Here is a 23,021-nt window from a genome sequence, read left to right on the forward strand (position 1 = left end):
GATTCATGACTATGTGCCTATCCCAAGTTGGCACCGCACCCTCTTCCTTACCAGATGGTCAGGTAGAAACAAGTGGACCTGAAATCATGTGTCGACTCTCAGGTCCCGCGGGCATGCCAAACTGGTTTTTCAACACGGACTTCGTTAGAGGTTTGCATGAGAAATGGTCGGAAACACAATTGGACAACCGAATAATATGACAAAAAATCTAAACCGGATTGTGGTCATCGCAGCAAGCATTGTTTTCTTCGGATTGTTTGTTCTGTTTGTGCCGCCTGCTTTTGCGCAAAGTACACAAACGGGTGCGACCGGACTGCCGGTGCCAAGGTTTGTCAGCTTAAAATCAGATCGCGTTAACGTACGTATCGGCCCCTCTCGTGACCATGATATTGCTTGGACCTTCGTACAAGCTGGTCTTCCGGTGGAAATTGTTCAGGAATTTGAAAATTGGCGCCGTATTCGAGACTGGGAAGGCAAAGAGGGCTGGGTCTTCCACTCGCTTTTGTCCGGACGTCGGACCGCTCTTGTCACGCCCTGGGAACAAGGCAATCGGACACCACTTCGCGCACGGTCCAAATCCGATGCAGATATTGTCGCGGAATTGGAACCAAACGTCCTTGCTGCAGTGCGGGAGTGCGCTGGAGGATGGTGCCGTGTTGATGGCGAGAATTATGATGGCTGGCTGGATCAAACGCGCTTATTCGGCGTCTATCCTGACGAACTCATTGACTAAAAAAAAGGGCGGCCTCGGGCCGCCTTTTTGTGTTTACCGCGTTCAAGCTTCGGTTTTTTGTTCCTGGACCTTCAGCTCATCAAGACGGGGCATAGACATGATGTTGTATCCGCTGTCGACGAAATGAACCTCTCCGGTGACGCCGCCCGAAAGATCTGAAAGAAGATAAAGGCCGCTGCCCCCGATTTCATCAAGAGTCACTGTCCGATGGAGTGGCGCATTGCGCTTTTGATAGCTGAACATCAAGCGCGCATCAGACACGCCGGAGCCTGCCAGTGTTCGCACAGGACCTGCAGACAATGCGTTGATCCGTATGTTTCGTTCGCCATAGTCAACAGCAAGGTAACGAACAGAGGATTCCAAAGCTGCCTTGGCAACGCCCATAACATTGTAGTTCGGCATGACTTTGGTGGAGCCACCATAGGTCAGGGTAATCATTGAGCCGCCATTTGGCATCAATGCTGCAGCCCGCTTGGCAATCTCTGTGAAGGAAAAACACGAAATTAACATGGTACGGGAAAAATTTTCCCGGGTCGTATCAGCATATTTTCCGCGCAGCTCTGATTTGTCTGAAAAAGCAATCGCGTGAACAAGAAAATCAATGCTGCCCCATTCACTTCTTAAACTGTTGAATACAGCATCAACGGATGCTTCGTCTTCAACGTCGCAAGACAATAGGATATTCGATCCGACTGACTCCGCGAGCGGCTTGGTGCGCCGTCCAAACGCTTCGCCTTGATAGGTAAAAGCGAGTTCAGCGCCATGCTTGGCAAGGGTCTTTGCGATTCCCCAGGCAATGGAGTGGTCGTTTGCCACACCCATGACAAGCCCGCGCTTGCCGCTCATAAGTCCAGACATGCCGGGCTCCTTAACCGTGGTACCGCGACAAGGCAAGGCTTGCGTTCGTACCGCCAAATCCGAAGCTGTTTGAAAGCACCGTATCTAGGCCGGCGTTGTCAATCCGCTTGGTTACAATCTCATTTTCAGACAAAGCTGGGTCTAGCTCGGTTATGTTTGCAGATGCCGCAATGAAGTCGTTCTGCAGCATCAAAAGGCAATAAATCGCCTCTTGAACGCCTGTGGCGCCCAAACTGTGCCCGGTCAGTGATTTGGTCGACGAGACGGGCGGCTCTGTTTCGCCAAAGACGCGCCGGATGGCCTCAATTTCGCCGATGTCACCCACGGGTGTGGAGGTTCCGTGTGTGTTGATGTAATCGACCTTGCGGTCTCCCAGTGTTTCCACGGCAATCCTCATGCAACGCTCGCCACCCTCGCCCGACGGTGCGACCATGTCGTACCCATCAGAGTTTGCACCATAGCCGGTAACCTCAGCATATATCTTGGCGCCACGAGCTTTTGCGTGTTCGAGTTCTTCCAGAACTACGACCCCACCACCACCAGCAATTACGAAACCGTCGCGGTTGGCATCATAGGCACGCGAAGCGGTTTGCGGGGTATCATTATATTTCGACGACATAGCCCCCATCGCATCAAACAGGCAAGACAGTGTCCAATCGAGTTCTTCACCGCCTCCGGCAAAAACAACATCCTGTTTTCCCCATTGGATTTGTTCTGCGCCAGCCCCAATGCAGTGCGCGGATGTAGAACAGGCTGAGGTGATCGAGTAGTTGATTCCCTTGATCTTGAAAGGGGTCGCCAAACAAGCTGAATTGGTTGAACTCATACCGCGCGTAACCATGAATGGTCCCATGCGTTTCGGCGAACCTTTTTCAAGTACGATCTGGTGCGCTTGAAACAGGTTTTTCGTTGAGGGGCCACCTGACCCCATCACCAAGCCAGTGCGCGGGTTAGAAACGTCCGATTCTTCAAGACCGCTATCGGCAATGGCTTGCTGCATTGCTATGTAGTTATACGCAGCGCCGTCGCCCATGAAGCGAAGTTGCCGCTTATCTATATGCTCCGCCACATCAATTTGCGGCATGCCGTGCACCTGGCTGCGGAACCCATGCTCCGCGTAGTCGGGCGCAAATTGGATCCCAGATTTACCTTCCCTCAAGCTCGCAAGAACTTCCTGGGTCGTGTTGCCGATGGAGGATACAATCCCCATCCCAGTGACTACTACCCGTCTCATTGGGGTCTCCTGGTTAATTTGTGATCTAGGCTCTGTGTCCCCAAAGCCTTAAACAAAAACGACCGGTCTTCATTACAACGAAGCCGGCCGTGCAATTTGCTCCGGCGCCGTTTTAATCCTGGAAAAGGCCGACGCGCAGATCTGTCGCTTTGTAAATGGCTTCCCCGTCTGCTTTGAGCCAGCCATCGGCAATTCCAAGGACCAGCCGCCCGGTTCTCAGACGCTTAATGTCAATCCCGTACTCGACAAGCTTTGTTTCCGGGGTGACCATTTTTGAAAACTTGATTTCACCAGTCGAAAGTGCCCGACCACGACCTGGTTGGCCGGTCCAACCAAGCCAAAACCCTGTCATCTGCCAGAGGGCATCCAGCCCTAAGCACCCTGGCATGACCGGGTCTCCCTGGAAGTGGCAGGGAAAAAACCAGAGATCCGGCTTCACATCCAATTCGGCTCGGACATAGCCCTTGTCGTGCTCGCCGCCCGTTTCGCTGATTTCGGTTATCCGATCGAACATTAGCATGGGAGGCAGGGGCAATTGTGCGTTCCCCGACCCGAAAAGTTCGCCTCGGCCACAGGAAAGAAGGTCTTCGTAGGTAAAGCTTGAGCGCCGCTCGGTCATTCAGTGTCCGTCATCAATCACGATGTCCTGTGACCTTATTTGGTGAGACAGGACCGGGTGGGTTTTTTGTTTGGCGCCTTCCTATCACAGCGCCAATCGGTTCGAAAGGTGACGTTTACGAAAGCTTGAAGCCTTCAATGACACTTTTTCGACGAAAATACAGAAACAGAAAGTTGACATAGACAAATGCGCTAGTCGGTCGCAACTGCAAAAAACTTGCATTTGACGGCCAAGAAATGGCACATAGTTATCAGTATACATCGGTCCGTTGCTTGGCATGTATCTTGATGCGGCTGGGCACGGCGGTTTGGCAGCAGATTATACTCACTGCCGACGCAAGACATGTGAGACCCTACGGCAATATGACGAACCCAAATTCGTTACACAAATCTCAGGCAGATGTATCAAATATGCTGCGAACGGCGGGATTGCGTCCAACGCGGCAACGTGTGTCTTTGGCGGAAATTTTATATTCTCAGGGCGACCGCCACGTGTCTGCCGAACTTCTACACGAAGAGGCCGAAGCTGCGAACGTGCCAGTTTCATTGGCGACGATTTACAACACCTTGCATCAGTTCACCCAAGCGGGCCTCTTGCGTGAGGTCGCAATTGACGGAACCAAAACTTACTTCGATACAAACGTCTCGGACCACCATCATTTTTTCATTGAAGGGGAAAACCGGGTGGTTGACATACCCGGCGGCGGGATTGCTATCGATAGATTGCCATCGGCGCCGGATGGCATGGAGATTGTCCACGTTGACGTTATTGTCCGCGTTCGACCGAAAAATCAGTAAGCGAACTGCATCAACCTAACCGGTCATAAACATCGACGATATGTCCCGATGTTTCAAGCCGTTGCTGACGAATGCGACGAAACCCTACTTTTTGAAGAACGCGTGCGGATTTAACGTTCTCCGGAGAAACGATCGCCAGAACTCTATCCAGTCCAAGATGCGTAGTCGTGAAGTCTAGAACTGCCCGTGCGGCCTCAGAGGCATAGCCTTTCCCTTGGTGGTCATGGCTTATTGCGTAGCCGAGATCGGGTGTGTCGAACTGGTCCCGTGATACCAGACCGCCAAAGCCAACAGGTTTTTTGTCTGACTTTCGTGAAACAAGCCAAAGACCATAGCCGTGTTTCATAAAAGACGGCGCTAGTTTCTCGCGTATATACAATTCTGCGTCGGCGATTGTTTTCAAACCTCGGTCACCAATGAATGTGTGATAATCCGGTTGGTTCATAAGTTTGAGTATGAAACGGCTGTCTGCTGTCGTGGGCACACTAAACAAAAGTCTCGTGCTCTTCGGCGCCCGCAAAACACCAGTCACAGGGTGGCTTGCTTCGAACATTTTGCAGCCGTTTGGAGAGCAATTTGCGGGATGTGCTCGAGCTTTTCTTTTTCAGGGCTTTTGCAAAGGTCATAAATCAAACACTGCGCACAGTCTGGTTTTCGTGCTTTGCAAATGTACCTGCCGTGCAGGATCAGCCAGTGATGAGCGTGGCGTCCAAACTCTATCGGGACCGCTTTTTCCATTGCCAATTCGACTTCAAGTGGTGTTTTGCCAGGCGCAATTCCGAGCCTGTTCCCAAGTCGGAATAGGTGGGTGTCGACTGCGATGGTCGGATGGCCAAAATAAATGTTCAGAACAACATTGGCTGTTTTCCGCCCAACACCTGGAAGTTTTTCGAGCGCCTCCCGGTTCTCCGGAACTAAACCGCCGTGATCTCGAAGGAGCTGTTCAGACAAGAGAATGACGTTTTTCGCCTTTGTCTTGAATAGACCGATGGTTCTAATTTTCTCCCGGACCGTGTCCTCGCCGAGCGCAACCATTTTTTCCGGCGTGTCGGCGATTTCAAACAGGTGCTTGGTCGCCTTGTTCACTCCAACGTCTGTTGCCTGGGCTGACAAAACCACAGCGACCAAAAGCGTGAACGCATTGACGTAGTTCAGCTCACCTTCCGGTTCAGGATTGGCCGCATGGAAGCGTTCAAAAACGGCGTATGTTTCGGCCTTCGAATATCGTGACCGTTTTAAAACTCGCCCGGGATTGTCGACAGATAGCGCTCTTTTGGCTGTTTTTGCTTTTTTGGCGCGATTGGTTGACGATTTGGACGCTGCGGCAGGCTTTGTTTTTGTCATGCACACTCTATACTCTGTCGACATGACGAACGGCAATCCAAAACAAGGTCTTAGCGAACCTACTTATAGGGCTGATCAGCCGTTTTTTTCAGCTGTACTTACACCCTATCGTTCTCTTGGTTCGAACGGGTTTGTCATACTTATGGCGTGTTTGGGTATTGTAAGCTTTGTGGCGGGGATGATGTTTCTCGCGATCGGTGCTTGGCCTGTGTTTGGGTTCTTCGGGTTGGATATGGCTCTGATTTATTTGGCCTTCCGGCTCAATTATGCATCGGCGAAAGCCTACGAAGAGGTAAGTGTTTCCGCCACTGAGATCGTCATCCGGAAAGTCGGGCCTGGAAAGCAGCAAAGCGAGTACCGGTTTAATCCCGCGTGGGCCCGGATATCCTTGTCTGAGGTTGAAGATGAGGGCGTGACCAAGATCTCTCTGTTGACCCGGGGGGAAAAAATAGACCTTGGGAATTTCCTGAATCCCGAGGATCGGACAAGTTTTGCCGGCGCAATAAAGCAAGCGCTTGCAACAGCACGAGCGGGCGGGCCGATATCTTCTACCTATGCCCCATAGCACGCCTTAAATGTTAAAATGTGTGCTGTATCCGGCTTAATGGTGTGCTGCCCCTCACACATCCGGAGAAACCTATGCCAATGTTCAATCTGCCGCTATCCGGCGGCATTCCTAGCAATGCAGGCCGAGATTTCTGGTATTAAAATGAAATTCGGGCGCAGATCGAAAAGAGGCCAGCGAGAGCGAGGCTAGTTTTTAATTGGGTCTGAGTTTTTCAATCGGCTGGATTTCAGCATATAGAGCGCTTCCAGTGCTTCGCGTGGTGTCATGTCGTCGGGATTAAGTCGATCCAATTCTTCAAGTGCTGGTTCGATTACGCATCGTGTCGTTTTTGGTTGCGCAGGCTGTAGAGTTGCGAACAGCGGTAATTCATCGATCAGGTTTTCTGCCGGAGAACTCCGGTCCTGCTCTTCCAGCTGGCTGAGAACCTGCTTGGAGCGCTCAACAACACTTGGCGGAAGTCCAGCAAGTTTTGCAACTTGTATTCCATAGGAGCGGTCAGCGGCTCCAGGCACGATTTCATGCAGGAAGATCACGTCGCCGTTCCATTCTTTGACAGAAACGGTTGCATTCGACAGACGGTCGAGTTTGGCCGAAAGAACGGTCAGCTCATGATAGTGGGTTGCAAACAATGCGCGGGATTTGTTGATCTCGTGCAGATGCTCAATTGACGCCCAAGCAATTGATAGCCCGTCAAACGTGGCTGTTCCCCGGCCAATTTCATCGAGAATAACAAGAGAACGATCGCTGGCCTGGTTTAGAATAGCAGCCGTCTCGACCATCTCGACCATAAAGGTAGATCGTCCGCGCGCGAGATCATCTGCGGCCCCGACACGAGAGAAAAGACGATCGACGATCCCGATGTGTGCACTGTAAGCAGGAACAAATGCGCCCATCTGTGCCATGACGGCGATCAGAGCGTTCTGGCGCAGAAACGTCGACTTTCCCGCCATGTTTGGTCCGGTAATTAACCAGATCGAGCCGGCGTCCGTCTCGGTTCGCGGCCCCAGATCGGCATCGTTTGCGACGAATGCATCGCCACCTGAAGTTTTCAGTGCGCGTTCAACAACCGGATGGCGGCCGCCCGTAATGTGAAATGCCCGGCTTCCATCAATTGCGGGTCTTACATATCCGTCTTCCTGTGCAAGTTTTGCCAAGGCTGCGGAGACATCGAGAACACCTAAGCCATGCGCGGCTGCTTTAATAAGGTCTCCGGATTCGACAATAGCGTCAGCAAGGCGATCAAAAATTTCCATTTCGATTGCAAGTGCCCGTTCGCCGGCGCTCGCAATTTTTGATTCTAGGTCGGCCAGTTCTGTTGTGGTGAACCGCATGGCCCCGGCCATGGTTTGGCGGTGGATGAACCGGCCAGGGTCGGCAACCATCTTTTCAGTTTGTGCCGTCGGGGCTTCAATGAACCAACCCAAAACACTGTTGTGCTTGATTTTAAGAGATCTCAAGCCAAGCTCTTCGCCATAGTCGGCTTGCAGTTTTGCGATGACCTTGCGGCTTTCGTCCCGAAGAGCCCGCAATTCGTCAAGGTTTTCGTCATAACCTGAGGCGATAAACCCGCCGTCACGTTTCAGCAACGGGGGATCTTCCTTGATTGCTCGGTCAAGTTCTGCGCCCAGGTCATGAGGGGCATTGCCCAGTGCTGTTCGTGCAGCTGCAATCTCGGCTGGATATTCTGCGGACTTGGATGTTTGCTCAAATGCGGTCCGAACTGCCCTTAAGCCTGTGGCAATCGCCAAAACATCTCTCGGACCTCCCCGATGGAGAGCAATGCGGGAGAGCGATCGAGCCATGTCAGGCGCGCCTTTGAGGGTTTGGCGCAGTCCTTCCCGCATGATCTCGTTTTCGAAAAAGAATTCGACGGCATCCTGTCTTTTTGAAATCGCTTCTGGGTCCAGCAACGGCGCGGCAAGACGGCTGGCAAGCAGCCGCGAGCCACTTCCAGTGACGGTTTTGTCGATCGTGGCAAGCAGGCTTCCCTGTTTTTCACCCGAGAGCGTTCTAGACAACTCAAGATTAGAGCGTGTTGCCGGGTCAATCAGCATCCGGCCGTTGCCTGATTGACGGGCCGGCGGATCAAGCGGTGGCCGCTCGCCGAGCTGTGTTTTTTCAATATACGACAGAATACCGGATGCGGCTGAGAGCTCTGCGCGTGAAAAGACACCAAACCCGTCGAGTGTTTTGACTCCAAAATATTGGGCGAGCTTGTCTGTAGCCGTTGCACTGTCGAAGTAAGCCCGTGGAACGGGCGACAAAGCGGCACCAGCCTGCTCTAGGGTCTGACGGAAGTCTTTTTCCTGAAGCAGATTGTCAGCAAGGATCAGCTCGCGCGGACTGATTTGAACGATATCGGATGCGAGCCGTTGATCGTCCGTTTCACAGACTTGAAAGCTACCCGTCGACATGTCGACCCAAGCAAGGCCATAAACGGCATCGCCGCCAAGCGAGCTGCCGCGCAGACGCGTTAGAGCTGCAAGAAAATTGTTGGCGCCGGCGTCCAGCAACCGGTCTTCGGTGATTGTTCCAGGGGTTACCAGTCGCACGACATCCCGGCGCACGACAGATTTGGAGCCGCGCTTTTTGGCCTCCGCCGGATCTTCCGTCTGTTCACAGACAGATACACGATGGCCGAGGGCAATCAGTTTTTGGAGGTAGTCATCCGCCGCATGAACCGGAACACCACACATGGGAATGTCTTCGCCCTGGTGCTTGCCGCGTTTGGTAAGCGTGATGCCCAACGCCCGTGCAGCCACTTCGGCATCTTCAAAAAAAAGCTCGTAGAAGTCGCCCATCCGGTAAAACAGTAGACTGTCCGGATTAGCAGTCTTGATCTCGATGTATTGGGCCATCATTGGCGTGACTTTTGCGTCTGCCGGACCCGCCTTTTGTGCGCTTTGAACTGACATGGTCGGAAAGTAGCAAACCCTTTTCGCGCTTTCACAATTCCTATGCGCGATCGTGCCTTGAGCGCTCAATTTTCAGGGGATAAGGTCAGGTTCCCGCCAGAGGAATTTCAAACACAGGAAACGCCGAGCCAATGTCACCGACCGACAAGTCCTCAAAGACCTCCGTCAGCTTTACTGAGCAAGAAGCTTTGCAGTTTCATCAGGAAGGCCGGCCCGGCAAACTCGAAATTTCGCCAACCAAACCGATGGCGACGCAGCGTGATTTGTCGCTCGCGTACTCGCCTGGTGTCGCGGTGCCGGTTCTGGCAATCGCCGACGACCCGTCTCGAGCGTTCGATTACACGACCCGCGGCAATTTGGTTGCAGTTATTTCAAATGGCTCGGCCATTCTTGGGCTGGGTAATTTGGGCGCCTTAGCATCGAAACCGGTCATGGAAGGCAAAGCCGTTCTCTTCAAAAGGTTCGCCGATGTTGATTCCATCGACTTGGAAGTCGATACGGCTGATGTCGATGAATTCATCAATTCGGTCAGATATTTGGGGCCTTCCTTCGGAGGGATAAATCTGGAGGATATCAAGGCTCCGGATTGCTTTATCATCGAGCAGCGTTTGCGCGAGCTCATGGATATTCCGGTCTTTCACGATGATCAGCACGGAACAGCGATCATCGCAGCTGCGGGATTGATAAATGCGCTGCATCTGACGGGTCGGGACATGAAAGATACCAAGGTCGTTTGCAATGGCGCCGGCGCTGCAGGGATCGCCTGCATAGAGCTGATCAAAGCGATGGGCATACCGCACGACAACATCACTCTCTGCGATACAAAAGGGGTGATTTACAAGGGCCGCGAAGAGGGAATGAACCAGTGGAAGTCTGCTCACGCCATCGAGACGGCAGACCGCTCGCTGTATGATGCGCTGAAAGGTGCAGATGTTTTTCTCGGCGTATCAGTGAAAGGAGCCCTCACACACGACATGCTGCGTGCCATGGCGTCGAACCCGATCATTTTTGCAATGGCCAACCCGGATCCTGAGATTACGCCGGAAGAGGCTGCCGAAGTGCGCGACGACGCTATTGTCGCGACCGGGCGTTCGGACTATCCGAATCAGGTAAACAATGTTCTTGGGTTTCCATACATTTTCCGTGGCGCGCTCGACGTCCAGGCAACGACTATCAACGACGCCATGAAAGTTGCTTGCGCCAATGCGCTGGCAGAATTGGCCCGTGAGGAAGTCCCAGACGAAGTTGCCGCTGCGTATCGTGGGACACGCCCGAAATACGGTCCTGAATACATCATCCCGGTGCCGTTTGATCCGCGCTTGATCTCTGCGATTCCGCCCGCTGTTGCCCAAGCGGCAATGGATTCAGGTGTTGCGCGCCGTCCGATCGTTGATATGGATGCCTATAAGCACCAATTGTCTGCCCGGCGTGACCCAGTTGCCGGTACCTTGCAGCGTATTTTTTCCAAAGTGCGGCAACAGCCGAAGAAAGTGGTATTCGCGGAGGGCGAGGAAGAACCAGTTATCCGCGCAGCTGCAAGCTTTGTGAATCAGGGTCTTGGTGAAGCGATCCTCATTGGCAGGGACGATGAAATCCGGGCGGTGGCAACCAGTGCCGGTGTCGATATCAATCGGGCAGGCATTGCCATCCAAAATGCGCGCTTGTCCAACCGGAATAACGATTATGCGCACTATCTGTATGGGCGTCTTCAGCGGAAAGGCTATTTGTTTAGAGACTGCCAGAGGATGGTCAATAATGACCGTAACTATTGGGGGGCGATCATGGTTGCGCGCGGTGACGCCGACGCAATGGTAACCGGACTGACAAGAAACTACTCCGTTGCGCTGGACACTGTGCGCGCTTGCCTGGATGTGAAGCCTGGCCACAGAATTATTGGCGTTTCTCTTGCGCTCGCACGCGGGAGGACGGTCTTGATTGCTGACACTGCTGTGATTGACATGCCGACAGCCGAGGAACTGGCTGATATTGCGGAAGAAGCCGCGCATGTTGCCCGGCGCCTTGGTTATGAGCCACGTGTTGCCATGCTGGCATATTCAACTTTCGGACACCCGCGTGGCGAGCGTTCCGAGAAAGTGCAAGAGGCGGTTCGGATTCTTGATCGCCGGCGCGTCGATTTTGAGTATGATGGTGAAATGGCGGCCGACGTTGCGCTCAACATGGACAAGATGGGCGTCTACCCGTTCTGCCGCTTAAGCGGCCCCGCGAATGTTCTGGTCATGCCGGCTTTTCACTCTGCGTCCATCTCGACCAAGATGCTGCAAGAGCTCGGCGGATCGACGGTTATCGGTCCTTTGCTTGTCGGCCTCGATAAGCCGGTACAAATCGTTCCTATGGGTGCCAAGGATTCCGAGATTGTCAACATGGCTGCAATTGCCTCCTACAATGTGACCTAAGATGCGAGACATAACTATAAAGATCTGCGGCCTGTCGACTGAGGAGACCATGCGGACTGCGCTGGACGAGGGCGTGGACATGGTCGGGCTCGTGTTTTTTCCGAAAAGCCCGCGCCATGTGAGCCTGTCGGCGGCGGCGCATCTGGCCGACATGGCTCGCGGCAAGGCCGAGATCGTGGCTTTGACAGTCAATATGGACCTGGACGGATTGTCGCGGATTAAGGAATTGGTTCGACCCGACTGGTTTCAGCTTCATGGTAGCGAACCAGTCGAAGCAATCGCCGCAATTAAGGTTATGCATCAGGTCAAGATCATGAAAGCCTTGGCCATTTCCGAGCTTGCCGATCTTGAACAGGCCCATATGTATGGTGCGGTCGCGGATCGGATCCTGTTTGATGCAAAGCCGCCAAGTGGGTCTGAGCTGCCGGGTGGAAACGGCGTCTCCTTCGATTGGACACTGTTGAAGGACCTTGACCTCGCAAAGCCCTTCATGCTTTCGGGGGGACTGACTACGGAAAATGTCTCGGAAGCGATAGAACAAAGTGGCGCCGCCGCAATCGACGTGTCTTCAGGCGTTGAGCGGGAAAAAGGCGTCAAGGACAGTGACCTCATCCGCCGGTTTGTGGCAGCAGCGCGCGGTGTGACGGTGGCAGGAGAATAAGACATATGACCACGATGGCAAACAGCATGCGCTCCGGTCCTGACGAGCGCGGCCATTTCGGTATTTTCGGTGGCCGCTATGTCGCGGAAACTCTGATGCCGCTCATTCTCGACCTAGAGCAGGCTTACAAGGACGCAAAGGAAGATCCGGCATTCCATGCGGAAGTTGAGAACCTTAATACGCATTACACCGGCCGGCCGTCGCCGCTTTATTTCGCTGAGCGGCTGACTGAAGAACTTGGTGGCGCAAAAATCTACTTCAAGCGCGACGAGCTCAATCACACCGGCTCGCATAAGATCAACAACTGCCTTGGGCAGATCCTTCTTGCAAAGCGTATGGGCAAGACACGGATAATCGCCGAAACCGGTGCGGGCCAGCATGGCGTCGCCACAGCAACGGTGTGCGCGCGTTTCGGCCTGCCTTGTGTCGTTTACATGGGTGCAACCGATGTCGAACGGCAAAAGCCGAACGTCTTTCGGATGAAGCTTCTGGGCGCTGAAATTGTGCCGGTCACCGCTGGTGCCGGCACCTTGAAAGATGCCATGAATGAAGCGCTGCGGGATTGGGTGACCAATGTTGAGGACACTTATTACCTGATTGGGACTGCAGCAGGTCCCCATCCCTACCCGGAAATGGTTCGCGACTTTCAGTCGGTCATCGGCAAAGAGCTTCGCGAGCAGATGCTAGAAGCTGAAGGGCGCTTGCCGGATGCCCTCGTTGCCTCGGTAGGCGGCGGGTCAAACGCAATTGGCATGTTCCACCCGTTCCTAGATGATCCGGAAGTTAAGATTTACGGTGTTGAAGCGGGCGGGCGTGGCCTCGAGGGCGAGGAACATTGTGCGTCGCTCAATGCCGGCAAGCCCGGCGTGCTGCACGGAAACAGAACATTCCTTTTGCAGGATGATGACGGGCAGATCCTTGAAGGGCATTCCATTTCTGCTGGCTTGGATTATCCGGGCATTGGTCCGGAGCATTCATGGCTCAAGGATATCGGCCGGGTAGAATATGTGCCTGTCATGGATACAGAAGCTTTGGAAGCGTTCCAGCTGCTGACGCGTGTTGAAGGCATTATTCCGGCCTTGGAACCTGCTCATGCCTTGGCACATGTTGCAAAGCTTGCGCCCCAAATGGGCAAAGACAAGATACTTGTCATGAACCTATGCGGGCGCGGTGACAAAGACGTGTTTGCCGTAGGCGAGATGCTTGGCTTTAACCTCTAAGCAGCCCGGTAAAGGACGCTTTGAAAAACCGCCGGGATATCCGGCGGTTTTTTGTTGTCAGTCCTTTGGCAAGTGACCGGCCAAGGGGGCTTCGAAGATTCTCTTCAACAGGTTCTGCCGCGCCTTGGCATTCATACCCGCGGCAGCCAGTGCGATCTCTGAATAGGCAGCACCAAGTCCGTCGCTTGTTTGACTTGCCGATTGTGTTTTATCGCCTGCGCGGCGCAGCCTTTTCCAAAAGCCATGGGAAGGTTGCGCTGGGCGCGTCTCAAAAAGAGAACGGGCCATGGCAGTCTCCATTGTAAATATGCACTGAGTGCTATTTATAGACGCACATTGTGCGCTTCAAGTGTTTTGCTGCTGTTGCAGACCAGCTTTGTTTGCATAGCTGCGGATGTTGCCGTATTCCGGCGCTGGAACTTGCTTTATTTCCCGGTGAGATCAGATTGACATAGGGCTCTCTGCGCCCCTACATCCTGCGTGGTGTCACAAGGACCGTTTTGGATGTTCGAAGGTGGCTAACTTGAGATTGGTAGGGATTTCATGACGGAAACGCGTATCGATCGTCGCTTCAAAGACTGTGCTGATGCGGGTCGGCCTGCTTTGGTTACATTCATAACGGCAGGCGATCCTGATTTGACAACTTCACAGGCGGTTCTTGAGGCGCTACCAGCGGCCGGGGCGGACGTTATCGAGTTGGGTATGCCGTTTTCGGACCCCATGGCCGAAGGCATTCCGATCCAGATTGCGACACAAAGGGCCCTGAAAGCGGGTCAAACCATGGCCCATACGCTGCAGATGGTTCGCGATTTCCGGAAAAAAGATGGCACCACTCCCATCGTTCTGATGGGCTACTACAATCCGATCTACGTGCGAGACCCGAAAAAATTCGTCATCGAGGCCAAGGATGCTGGTGTTGATGGGTTGATTATCGTTGATATTCCGCCCGAAGCAGATGATGAGCTGTGCATTCCGGCGGTAGAGGCGGGCCTGAACTTCGTCCGCTTGGCGACACCGACCACCGATGACAAGCGATTGCCAGCGGTGCTCGCCAACACATCGGGTTTTGTTTACTACGTCTCGGTGACCGGAATTACCGGGTCAGCCATTGCGGACACGGGGCGTGTCGCGACGGCGGTCAACCGCATCAAAGGACATACAAAATTGCCGGTTGCCGTCGGTTTTGGTGTTAAGACAGCGGATCAAGCGGCTGAGATTGGCAAAGCCTCCGATGGTGTCGTGGTCGGTTCGGTTCTTGTGAATGCAATCAAGGAAAGTCTGGATGAAACCGGTGCGGCAACAGACAAGACCGTGAGCGCGGTTACCAGTTTGGTCGCCGATTTGGCCTCGGGCGTTGCCCGCGCGCGCCAAGCGTGAGACAACGGACGCCTTGAAATTCGAAGTATTGCGTAATCGTTTCAGAAAACGGAACCAAATCTCGTGAATTGGATCAATTCCCTCGTTCGCCCGAAAATCCGCGATCTCTTGAAAAAACGTGAGGTTCCGGAAAATCTCTGGATCAAATGCCCGGAAACGGGAGAGATGGTATTTCATCGCGATCTGGAGGCCAATCAATGGGTTGTTCCAAATTCAGGCCACCATATGCGGATGCCCGGAAAAAAGCGGCTTGAGCTGTTTTTTGACGATGGGTCCTACGAGCGAATTGACACGCCCGCTGTACAGGCTGACCCACTTAAATTCCGCGATACGAAGCGCTATACCGAACGCCTCAAAGAAAATCGGTCTAAAACCGGTGAAGACGATGCCGTTTACGTAGCCTGCGGCAAAGTCAATGGAAACGATTTCACCGCAGCGGTCCAGGACTTTGCCTTTATGGGCGGATCTCTCGGCATGGCCGCCGGTGAGGCGATCCTTGCCGGCATGCAAAAGGCTGTCGCAGACAAGACACCATTTGTTTTGTTCGCCGCTTCGGGCGGGGCCCGCATGCAAGAAGGCATCTTGTCCCTCATGCAAATGCCGCGCACGACGGTCGGCGTCCAGATGCTGCGTGAGGCGGGTTTGCCCTATATCGTTGTTTTGACAAATCCTACCACCGGGGGCGTGTCGGCTTCCTATGCCATGCTCGGCGACGTCCATATCGCGGAACCCGGCGCTCAGATCGGTTTTGCAGGGCGGCGCGTGATTGAACAGACAATACGCGAGAAACTCCCAGAGGGTTTCCAGAGTGCCGAGTATTTGCTCGAGCACGGCATGGTAGACATGGTCGTAAAGAGGCACGATCTTAAAGAAACGATCTCTAATTTGTGCGGAATCCTGTTGAAGTGTGAGGTTGAATTACCGACGCTGGAAGACAAGTCACCAGAAGCTGCTGGCGAAGCTGACGAGACTACCCGCACTGAAACATCTGAGTCCGATACGCCTGAAGCCGAGTTAAAAGCGTGAGCGCGAAATCCGGGCGCCTACATGTCTTGAATCCGACATTCTCGCTGGTGACTATGAACATCTCTTGCATCGAACTGGATGAGCGCATAAGCGGGTGAACGCAAATTATACCGCTTCGGACGTCGAACGGGAGAGTGCCTTGGACCAAGTCACCGCCATCCTAGACCGCCTTCTGGCGCTGCACCCGAAAGAGATTGATCTGTCTCTCGGCCGGATGTACCGGCTGCTGGAAGCGCTCGGATCTCCACATGAAAAGCTTCCGCCGACGGTGCACATTGCCGGCACCAACGGCAAAGGATCGGTAACGGCAACCTTGCGTTCGTTGCTTGAGGCCGATGGTAAGCGGTGCCACGTCTACACATCCCCACATCTCGTGCGGTTTAACGAGCGCATTCGGCTGGGCGACACCGGGGAATTTGTGTCAGATGCAGATTTGTTCGACGCATTGCACCGTTGTGAAGAGGCCAATGGTGGCGATCCGATCACTTTTTTCGAGATCACAACAGCGGCAGCCCTTTTATTGTTTTCCGAAAGACTCGCCGATGTACTGCTTTTAGAAGTTGGGCTCGGCGGGCGTTTGGACGCAACAAACGTCATTGAAAACCCGCTCGTGACGGTCATTACGCCGGTCTCCATGGACCATGAAAAATTCCTGGGTGAGACACTTGCCGATATTGCTGCTGAAAAGGCCGGCATTATCAAGTCCGGGTGCCCGGTGGTTATTGCGCGCCAGGATGAATCCATTGAGCCGGTATTCGAGCTGGCCGCTGCGCGCGTCAATGCACCCTTTTTCCGCTTTGGCCAAGAATTTATGGCAATGCCTGATCAAGGCCGGTTTGCTTTTCAAGACGAGGGTGGGCTCTTTGATCTGCCACTTCCTTCCCTTCCTGGGTCTCATCAAATCGAAAACTCAGCGATTGCATTGAAAACGCTCAAAGAAGCGAATTTGTGGGTTGGAGAGGAAACGGCAGCACGCGCCCTGAAATCGATCAATTGGCCTGGACGGTTGCAGTCGCTTCGCCATGGTCCGATTTTTGAGCAATGCCCGGCTGGAGCCGAAGTCTGGCTTGATGGCGGTCACAATCCCGGTGCAGGCGTTTTGGTTGCTGCATTTATGGGAGAGCAGGAAGAGCGCAATCCCAAACCGCTCTATCTGGTCACAGGGATGCTGTCGACAAAAGACCCGGAGGGATATTTCCGTGCTTTTGAAGGCTTAGCCCGACACGTTGGAACCGTGCCGATATCAACAACAACAGCAGCACGGGATCCTTTTGAGCTGGCCGATTGCGCTCGTGCCGCCGGCCTTAGGGCGACACCATTCGGGTCTTTGGAGGCGGCCCTTTCCGACATTTGCCTATCTTCGGATCGCGATGGTGAGCCTCCTCGTATTTTGATTTGCGGTTCACTTTATCTCGCCGGTGAAGTGCTAGCGCGCAATGGCATGATGCCTTTCTGAGAGCATCGCTTGCGCGCTTGATCAAAGACGAAGTGAGCCACATTCCTTATCGGAGAGTGATTTGATGCCTGTATCAACGATACTAAGGAGCCCGGCTTTCTCGGTTTGCCTGTTGGCGCTGCTGTCAGTTCCGGTGCTCGCGCTGTCGGACTCCTACGAAACAGCCCCCGAACAAGATCCGACCGCCGTTTTAGGATCTCAAGCAGCTGGCCCGGACTACCGTGTGCTGGCTCCCGTCCGAAGCGATGGTTTTCTGCGGATGTTTCAACTTGAAACCTCCTACGGAACAGAAACCATCTTAGGCGACGGCTTGCTCAAGCTTCGACTGCACGATTTGATGGTACTCAGAGCCTTGGACGCATTGGAGAATGACCAGACCTTTGTCGATGGGTTGAAGCAGGCCGCAATGAAGCCGGTTGAATTCGTCGAAAGCACGGTTTCCGATCCAGTTGGAACGGCAAAAAACACTGTGACCGGTGTTGGGCGCCTGTTTAATCGCCTTGGGCGCGGAGTTGAAAGTGCCGTTTCGGGTGAGGGTTCGCCGGCTGATCTCGCCAGAGCGATTACCGGTCAAGATCGAGCACGGCGCGAGCTTGCCGTTCAGCTTGGTGTTGACCCTTACACAAAATTTGCGCCGCTGTCTGACAAATTGGATCAAGCGGCCGGCGTTTCTGCGGCCGGGGGATGGACTGTGAAAGCTGTTATGGCTCTGATCCCAGGCGGAATGATCTCCAATATCGCCAGCACAGCAGACGATCTTCGGAATTCTATTGTAGACAGCACCCTGCCCGAGCTCGAAGAGCGTACAAGTGCAACGCTCTTACAAATCGATGCGACGCAGGAGATAGTTGAAAAGCTTACAAATAACACGAACTTTACTGCGACGGAACGTGCCATTATCGCTTATCGATTGGACTACATGGCAGGCGTTGAAGGCCGGGACATCTTGGTTTCGCGGGCTGCGGAGGCCAGCTCGCGCGAAGAAGCTTATTTTCAGTTGCGGCGAGCGGTCTTACTGGAAAATTATCATCAAAAAACTTCGCCTATCGGCCAGATTCGTTTGGTTGGCGGGTTTCCTGTCGCCATTCTCAAAAACGGGGCCGCGGCTCTTGTTTTGCCTCTCGATATGGTTGCGTGGACACAAACAAGCGCGAACGCATTTACAGGAATCAATACCGGTCTGGGCCAGCTTCCGTTTCCGCCAACATCCATGTCGTTCATCGTTACGGGTGATTTGACAGACTTGACCGCAGAGCGTTTGGCCTCTTTCGGCTGGGACCTAACATCCAACTGGCCGATGCCCGAAGGTCCGGTCAAGTAGGACGCGCCATCAAACCGCTTCTAGAACTGGTTGGGTGAGCCCGCTTTCCCATCCAAGGATCGCGCGCTTTCGAGTGAGCCCCCAGTGATAGCCACACAATTTGCCGGTCTTGCCCAGCACCCGATGGCAGGGAACGACAAAGGATATAGGGTTCTTTCCAACCGCCGTTCCGACCGCCCTTGAAGCGCTCGGCTTTCCAAGTTTCATTGCAATGTCAGAATAGGTGCTCGCCTGGCCGATTGGGATACGCAACAGGGTCTGCCAAACTCGAATCTCGAAATCCGTGCCAATCAAGACGATATTCAGGGGCGTTTCCTGCTGCCACTTTGCCGGATCAAAGATCCGCTCAGCATATGGCGCGGTCAAGCTCGTGTTTTCAGAGTACTGAGCCGATGGCCACCGCATCGTCATATCATTCAATGCGCTTTCTTCTTCACCCGGATCTGCAAATGCAAGACCGGCCAATCCATGGTCTGTCACCAATAAAAGCACTGTTCCGAACGGACTCGGATGAAAGCCGTAGGCCATCTCCAACCCAGCACCACGTGTTCGGTATGCACCGGGCGTCATAGCCTCATGGGCAATAAAAAGGTCATGAAGCCGGCCCGAACCGGACAGGCCCACTTCGTAGCTTGTGTCTAAAATGCTCGCTGAATCCCTCAGCAAGGCTTTTGCGTAGTCGAGCGTGATCGCTTGCAGAAACTGCTTCGGTGTTAGTCCTGCCCAGCGCGAAAATACCCGTTGCAACTGAATAGGTTGAACGCCAGCCTCCGCCGCCAATTGCTTGAGGGTCGGCTGTTCCCGCCAATCTTTGGTAATGCGCTCCAGCGTTTGGCGAACAATGGCATAGTCTTTTTCCGCCTCACGTCCGGTTGATACGCGGACCGGTTTTGGGGTGACGCTGCTCAGATCAAAAGGCTTGGTCATGTGATCCGTCCAAATTTCAAACTGCCCTGACCATAAAATGGGAGCTCTCCCTACTCCACCCGATTTGCGAGCAGCGGTCAGGTCTCCGAGAGCGTGTCGGGAACGGCCGGTCCTTTTCGCGTGGTCAGGAGAAGGTTTGTTTCGGAGCCTGAGATCCCGTCGATCAATCGGATTCGGTTCAACACTTCATCGAAGGCTTCAAGATCCTGAGTTGCGATCTCCAAAATGAGGTCCCAGCGCCCATTTGTTGTGTGGATCGCCCGGACTTCGGTCATCGCGGACAATTTACGTGTAACCGGTTCGGTGTTTCGCCCAGCAATTTCGATAAGTGTAAGCGCGCGGATTGGGAGGTCGCGCCAATCGTCCCGTAAAACAGCCGTGAACCCGATGATCTCGCCGTCTTCCATAAGGCGCTCCATACGAGAGCGGACGGTGGCCCGGGATACCTCGAGGTCTTTCGCAAGGTGCGAGACGGATCTCCGGCCATCTGTTCGCAATGCCGAGATCAGCTTAATGTCGAGTGAGTCCATAATATTTCATTCTGTAAAATTGAATTGACCAAAATGACAAATAGTGCATCAAAAATGCTCAGACAAGTTGATTTACTCCGCCACTTCAATGCTGAAATAATCATAGACGAAGTTCACAGAGGGGCGAGTTTTGGTAAATCACGATGTCGTCTTCGTTGGCGCACCGATCGAAGAAGGCGCGGGGCGCCGGGGCTGTGTCATGGGTCCCGATGCCTACCGAACGGCAGGTCTTGCGGAAAACCTTCAAGCACTCGGGCACCGAGTCACGGATATTGGCAACTTGCAGCCCGAAGACGCACACACAGAAAAAGTTCCGAATGGGACAGTCAAAAATTTTCACACGGTCGCTGGCTGGACCCGATCCCTCTACAAGACGGCGAGCGAACTCGGCCAAAAGGCTGTCTTCCCGGTTTATCTCGGCGGCGATCACGCATTGGCCCTTGGAACCGTTGCTGGTCAGTCCCTTGCTGCAAACAGGCTCGGCAAGCCGCTGTTTGTTTTATGGCTGGACGCACATTCCGATTTTAATACTTTTGACACGACCGAAAGCGGCAACTTGCACGGCACGCCACTGGCATTTGCGTGCGGCCTGAAAGGTTTCGACGGCCTGCTCGGTCATCCGCTCTCTCACCCTGTCGCCCCGAGAAATGTTGAAATTCTTGGCGTTCGATCCATTGATCCGAAAGAAAGGGAGCTACTGGTAGACTGCGGTGCGGGTGTGCGGGACATGAGGATGATCGACGAGATGGGAATACCGGCCCTTCTCGCGCCGTTCTTAGAACGTGTCCGGGCAGCCAACGGTCTTCTTCACGTCAGCCTTGACGTTGATTTTCTCGATCCCGGTATTGCACCGGCAGTAGGAACGACAGTGCCTGGCGGTGCAACCTTTCGAGAAGCGCATCTCGTGATGGAGATGCTCCATGACAGTGGTCTTGTGACGTCTCTCGACCTCGTAGAACTCAACCCCTTTCTGGATGATCGCGGCATGACGGCTCGCCTGATGGTGGATCTAACTGCCAGTCTATTTGGTCGACGCGTATTCGACCGCCCAACTCGGAGCTTTTGATATGACGGACAGAAACTACAACCCGGCCCCATCGGAGCTGGCCTATGTGCCATTTGTTAGCGTCGACAACATGATGAAAAACGTTCACGCGCTGGGCGTCGAAGAGTTCATGATGGGGATCGCGAAATATATTGAGGCGGACTTCCTGCGTTGGGAGACTTTCGACAAAAAACCGCGCATCCCGGCGCATGCACCTCAAGGCGTCATTGAATTGATGCCAACAAGCGATGGCGAAACATTCGGGTTTAAATATGTGAATGGGCATCCGGGAAACACCTATGACGGCCGTCAAACAGTGACGGGTTTTGGTGTGCTATCCGACTTGTCCAACGGATATCCGGTGCTGTTTACGGAAATGACCATTCTGACGGCGCTCAGAACTGCTGCAAACTCGGCGCTTGCCGCCAAGTATCTTGCGCCAAAAGGCTCTACGACAATGACGATCATTGGAAATGGCGCGCAGTCTGATTTCCAATGCCTGGCGTTTAAAGCCATGCTTGGTGTCAATCAGATCAGGGCCTATGATATTGACGCTGATGCCAGCGTCCGGCTCGCGCGGAACCTTGCGGGATCCGGTATCGATGTCACAATCTGCAAGACCGCCGAAGACGCAATCGAAGGCGCGCAGATCATTACCACGGTTACCGCTGACAAAAAGTATGCGACCATCCTGACTGACAACATGGTCGGGCCGGGTGTTCACATCAATGCCGTCGGCGGGGATTGCCCGGGGAAGACAGAGTTGCACCGTGATATCTTATTGCGGTCCGATATATTCGTGGAATTCCCTGATCAAACTCATATTGAAGGCGAGTTCCAGCAGCTTGATCGCGACCACCCAGTAACTGAACTGTGGGAAGTTTATTCCGGTAAAGCTGAGGGCCGGGTCTCCGATCGCCAGATTACGCTTTTCGACAGTGTGGGCTTTGCTATCGAGGACTTCGCCGCGTTGCGTTATGTGCGCGATATCCTTCCAAAAACCGGATATTTCGAAAAGCTCGACCTTCTGGCGGACCCTGATGATCCCCGCGACCTTTTCGGGATGGTTCTCCGCTCCGCTGAGAATAAAAACGGTGCCGCCGCTTAAAGCGCTGCCTCGATCTCCGCGGTGATTTGCTGGGCAACACCTCGGGGATCGTCAGCTTGGTTTAGTGGCCGACCGACAACCAGATAATCGCTGCCTGCACGGATCGCATCGCCCGGAGTCATAACCCTTTGCTGGTCGCCGGCGGCATGTCCAACCGGTCTTATGCCGGGGGTGATCAGCACCAGGTCGCCGCCAAGAGCTTTGCGTAGCCGGGCCGCCTCACTCGCGGCGCAGACAATCCCGCCCATTCCGGCGGTTTTTGCATCACAGGCCCGCGCTTCTACGAGGTCTGGAATTGGGCCGACGTAGCCAGCGTCGAGGAGGTCCTGTTCGTTCATGCTTGTCAAAACCGTCACCCCAAGCAAGCAAAGCTGCCCAGCATCAATTTCGCGTATGGCTTTGACCGCCGCTCGCATGGTCTTCGGATAGGCATGTACGGTCGCGAAGGCGACGCCCATTTTTGCAACGTTTTCGACAGCCCGGGTAATGGTATTGTCTATGTCATGCAATTTAACGTCTAAAAATATTTTCCGCCCATCGGCTGCAAGATCCCGTGCCAGCTCGAGGCCGCCTGCAAATTGCAGCTCCATACCGATCTTATAGATACCAACGGCGCCGTCCGTTTTCTTGACCAGGTTTTCGGCTTCGGAAACGCTCGACACATCCAGTCCCATAATCAGCCGGTCGGTTGCAGAGTCGGGACGAAATGGGCTCGCGGACATAGTCGGCTCCTGCTCTTTTTGAACGTTTTGCGGCTCTCTACCACCCTCGTTCCCTAAGCGCCAGCAGTGACAGTGCATCCTTACCTATTTCAATCACCGAATCTCCCTGTTACAACAACGCCGCTTTGCCGGGACAAGTCCGGCGA

The 23,021-nt window shown here is 53.9% G+C and carries 22 protein-coding genes; 12 read left to right on the top strand and 10 right to left on the bottom strand.

What is annotated here, in order from left to right; translation table 11 throughout:
* Nucleotides 1-196 precede the first annotated feature (196 nt).
* On the top strand, nt 197-733 hold the full coding sequence (locus JM93_RS16230; RefSeq protein ID WP_145345564.1) for an SH3 domain-containing protein: 537 nt from the start codon (nt 197-199) through the stop codon (nt 731-733).
* A 42-nt stretch (nt 734-775) separates the two neighbouring features.
* On the opposite strand, the gene fabI is transcribed toward JM93_RS16230, so the two are convergent.
* From fabI to fabA, 3 genes are all read right to left on the bottom strand, one after another.
* On the bottom strand, nt 776-1,591 hold the full coding sequence (gene fabI / locus JM93_RS16235; RefSeq protein WP_145345566.1) for an enoyl-ACP reductase FabI: 816 nt from the start codon (nt 1,589-1,591) through the stop codon (nt 776-778).
* Nucleotides 1,592-1,601: 10 nt separating this feature from the next.
* Nucleotides 1,602-2,825, bottom strand: a complete 1,224-nt coding sequence (fabB, locus tag JM93_RS16240) for a beta-ketoacyl-ACP synthase I (protein ID WP_145345568.1) — start codon at nt 2,823-2,825, stop codon at nt 1,602-1,604.
* A gap of 112 nt (nt 2,826-2,937) precedes the next feature.
* Nucleotides 2,938-3,444 (bottom strand): 3-hydroxyacyl-[acyl-carrier-protein] dehydratase FabA, encoded by a 507-nt coding sequence (fabA, locus tag JM93_RS16245; protein WP_145345570.1) that lies wholly within the window; start codon nt 3,442-3,444, stop codon nt 2,938-2,940.
* Between the two features lie 362 nt (nt 3,445-3,806).
* Here fabA and irrA point away from each other — a divergent pair, with 362 nt between their 5' ends.
* A complete protein-coding gene (gene irrA / locus JM93_RS16250; protein ID WP_280114435.1) occupies nt 3,807-4,241 on the top strand; it encodes an iron response transcriptional regulator IrrA in 435 nt (144 codons plus the stop codon).
* A gap of 10 nt (nt 4,242-4,251) precedes the next feature.
* On the opposite strand, the gene JM93_RS16255 is transcribed toward irrA, so the two are convergent.
* Nucleotides 4,252-4,794, bottom strand: a complete 543-nt coding sequence (locus JM93_RS16255; protein WP_145345574.1) for a GNAT family N-acetyltransferase — start codon at nt 4,792-4,794, stop codon at nt 4,252-4,254.
* Complete coding sequence (gene nth, locus JM93_RS16260) at nt 4,770-5,585, bottom strand: endonuclease III (RefSeq protein WP_145345576.1); 816 nt, start codon at nt 5,583-5,585, stop codon at nt 4,770-4,772. The genes JM93_RS16255 and nth overlap by 25 nt, the downstream gene beginning before the upstream one ends.
* A gap of 22 nt (nt 5,586-5,607) precedes the next feature.
* On the opposite strand from nth, the gene JM93_RS16265 reads away from it, so the two are divergent.
* Complete coding sequence (locus JM93_RS16265) at nt 5,608-6,150, top strand: DUF2244 domain-containing protein (RefSeq protein ID WP_145345826.1); 543 nt, start codon at nt 5,608-5,610, stop codon at nt 6,148-6,150.
* A gap of 188 nt (nt 6,151-6,338) precedes the next feature.
* On the opposite strand, the gene mutS is transcribed toward JM93_RS16265, so the two are convergent.
* A complete protein-coding gene (gene mutS, locus JM93_RS16270; RefSeq protein ID WP_145345578.1) occupies nt 6,339-9,068 on the bottom strand; it encodes a DNA mismatch repair protein MutS in 2,730 nt (909 codons plus the stop codon).
* A 131-nt stretch (nt 9,069-9,199) separates the two neighbouring features.
* Between mutS and JM93_RS16275 the strand changes: the two genes are divergently transcribed.
* From JM93_RS16275 to trpB, 3 genes are read left to right on the top strand one after another with little or no spacing between them, the layout of a single operon-like run.
* Nucleotides 9,200-11,482 (top strand): NADP-dependent malic enzyme, encoded by a 2,283-nt coding sequence (locus tag JM93_RS16275; RefSeq protein ID WP_145345580.1) that lies wholly within the window; start codon nt 9,200-9,202, stop codon nt 11,480-11,482.
* Between the two features lies 1 nt (nt 11,483).
* Nucleotides 11,484-12,143, top strand: a complete 660-nt coding sequence (locus JM93_RS16280) for a phosphoribosylanthranilate isomerase (RefSeq protein ID WP_145345582.1) — start codon at nt 11,484-11,486, stop codon at nt 12,141-12,143.
* Between the two features lie 5 nt (nt 12,144-12,148).
* Nucleotides 12,149-13,363 carry a tryptophan synthase subunit beta gene (trpB, locus tag JM93_RS16285; protein WP_145345584.1) on the top strand — a complete coding sequence of 405 codons (1,215 nt, stop codon included), beginning with the start codon at nt 12,149-12,151 and terminating at the stop codon, nt 13,361-13,363.
* 57 nt (nt 13,364-13,420) lie between these two features.
* Here trpB and JM93_RS16290 read toward each other — a convergent pair whose 3' ends face one another.
* A complete protein-coding gene (locus JM93_RS16290) occupies nt 13,421-13,651 on the bottom strand; it encodes a hypothetical protein (protein ID WP_145345586.1) in 231 nt (76 codons plus the stop codon).
* Nucleotides 13,652-13,906: 255 nt separating this feature from the next.
* Here JM93_RS16290 and trpA point away from each other — a divergent pair, with 255 nt between their 5' ends.
* The 4 genes from trpA to JM93_RS16310 all read left to right on the top strand — a co-directional run bounded on the left by trpA (nt 13,907) and on the right by JM93_RS16310 (nt 18,543).
* Nucleotides 13,907-14,740: a tryptophan synthase subunit alpha gene (gene trpA / locus JM93_RS16295; RefSeq protein ID WP_145345588.1), complete on the top strand. Its 834-nt coding sequence runs from the start codon at nt 13,907-13,909 to the stop codon at nt 14,738-14,740.
* Between the two features lie 63 nt (nt 14,741-14,803).
* A complete protein-coding gene (accD, locus tag JM93_RS16300) occupies nt 14,804-15,766 on the top strand; it encodes an acetyl-CoA carboxylase, carboxyltransferase subunit beta (RefSeq protein WP_145345590.1) in 963 nt (320 codons plus the stop codon).
* A 139-nt stretch (nt 15,767-15,905) separates the two neighbouring features.
* On the top strand, nt 15,906-17,222 hold the full coding sequence (locus JM93_RS16305) for a bifunctional folylpolyglutamate synthase/dihydrofolate synthase (protein ID WP_196220734.1): 1,317 nt from the start codon (nt 15,906-15,908) through the stop codon (nt 17,220-17,222).
* A 64-nt stretch (nt 17,223-17,286) separates the two neighbouring features.
* A complete protein-coding gene (locus tag JM93_RS16310; protein ID WP_145345592.1) occupies nt 17,287-18,543 on the top strand; it encodes a hypothetical protein in 1,257 nt (418 codons plus the stop codon).
* Nucleotides 18,544-18,552: 9 nt separating this feature from the next.
* Here the strand turns inward: JM93_RS16310 and JM93_RS16315 are convergent, their stop codons facing one another.
* Together JM93_RS16315 and JM93_RS16320 are read right to left on the bottom strand one after the other, a co-directional pair.
* Entirely contained in the window at nt 18,553-19,470 is a 918-nt protein-coding gene (locus JM93_RS16315; protein ID WP_145345594.1) for a methylated-DNA--[protein]-cysteine S-methyltransferase, read from the bottom strand.
* Nucleotides 19,471-19,547: 77 nt separating this feature from the next.
* Complete coding sequence (locus JM93_RS16320) at nt 19,548-20,000, bottom strand: Lrp/AsnC family transcriptional regulator (RefSeq protein WP_145345596.1); 453 nt, start codon at nt 19,998-20,000, stop codon at nt 19,548-19,550.
* Nucleotides 20,001-20,130: 130 nt separating this feature from the next.
* Here JM93_RS16320 and rocF point away from each other — a divergent pair, with 130 nt between their 5' ends.
* Nucleotides 20,131-21,066, top strand: a complete 936-nt coding sequence (gene rocF / locus JM93_RS16325) for an arginase (protein ID WP_145345598.1) — start codon at nt 20,131-20,133, stop codon at nt 21,064-21,066.
* Between the two features lies 1 nt (nt 21,067).
* On the top strand, nt 21,068-22,153 hold the full coding sequence (locus tag JM93_RS16330; RefSeq protein WP_145345600.1) for an ornithine cyclodeaminase: 1,086 nt from the start codon (nt 21,068-21,070) through the stop codon (nt 22,151-22,153).
* Here JM93_RS16330 and pyrF read toward each other — a convergent pair.
* A complete protein-coding gene (pyrF, locus tag JM93_RS16335; RefSeq protein WP_145345602.1) occupies nt 22,150-22,875 on the bottom strand; it encodes an orotidine-5'-phosphate decarboxylase in 726 nt (241 codons plus the stop codon). The genes JM93_RS16330 and pyrF overlap by 4 nt on opposite strands.
* Nucleotides 22,876-23,021: the final 146 nt, after the last annotated feature.

The sequence above is a fragment of the Roseibium hamelinense genome (assembly GCF_007830545.1).
GTDB classification, from domain to species: Bacteria; Pseudomonadota; Alphaproteobacteria; order Rhizobiales; family Stappiaceae; genus Roseibium; species Roseibium hamelinense.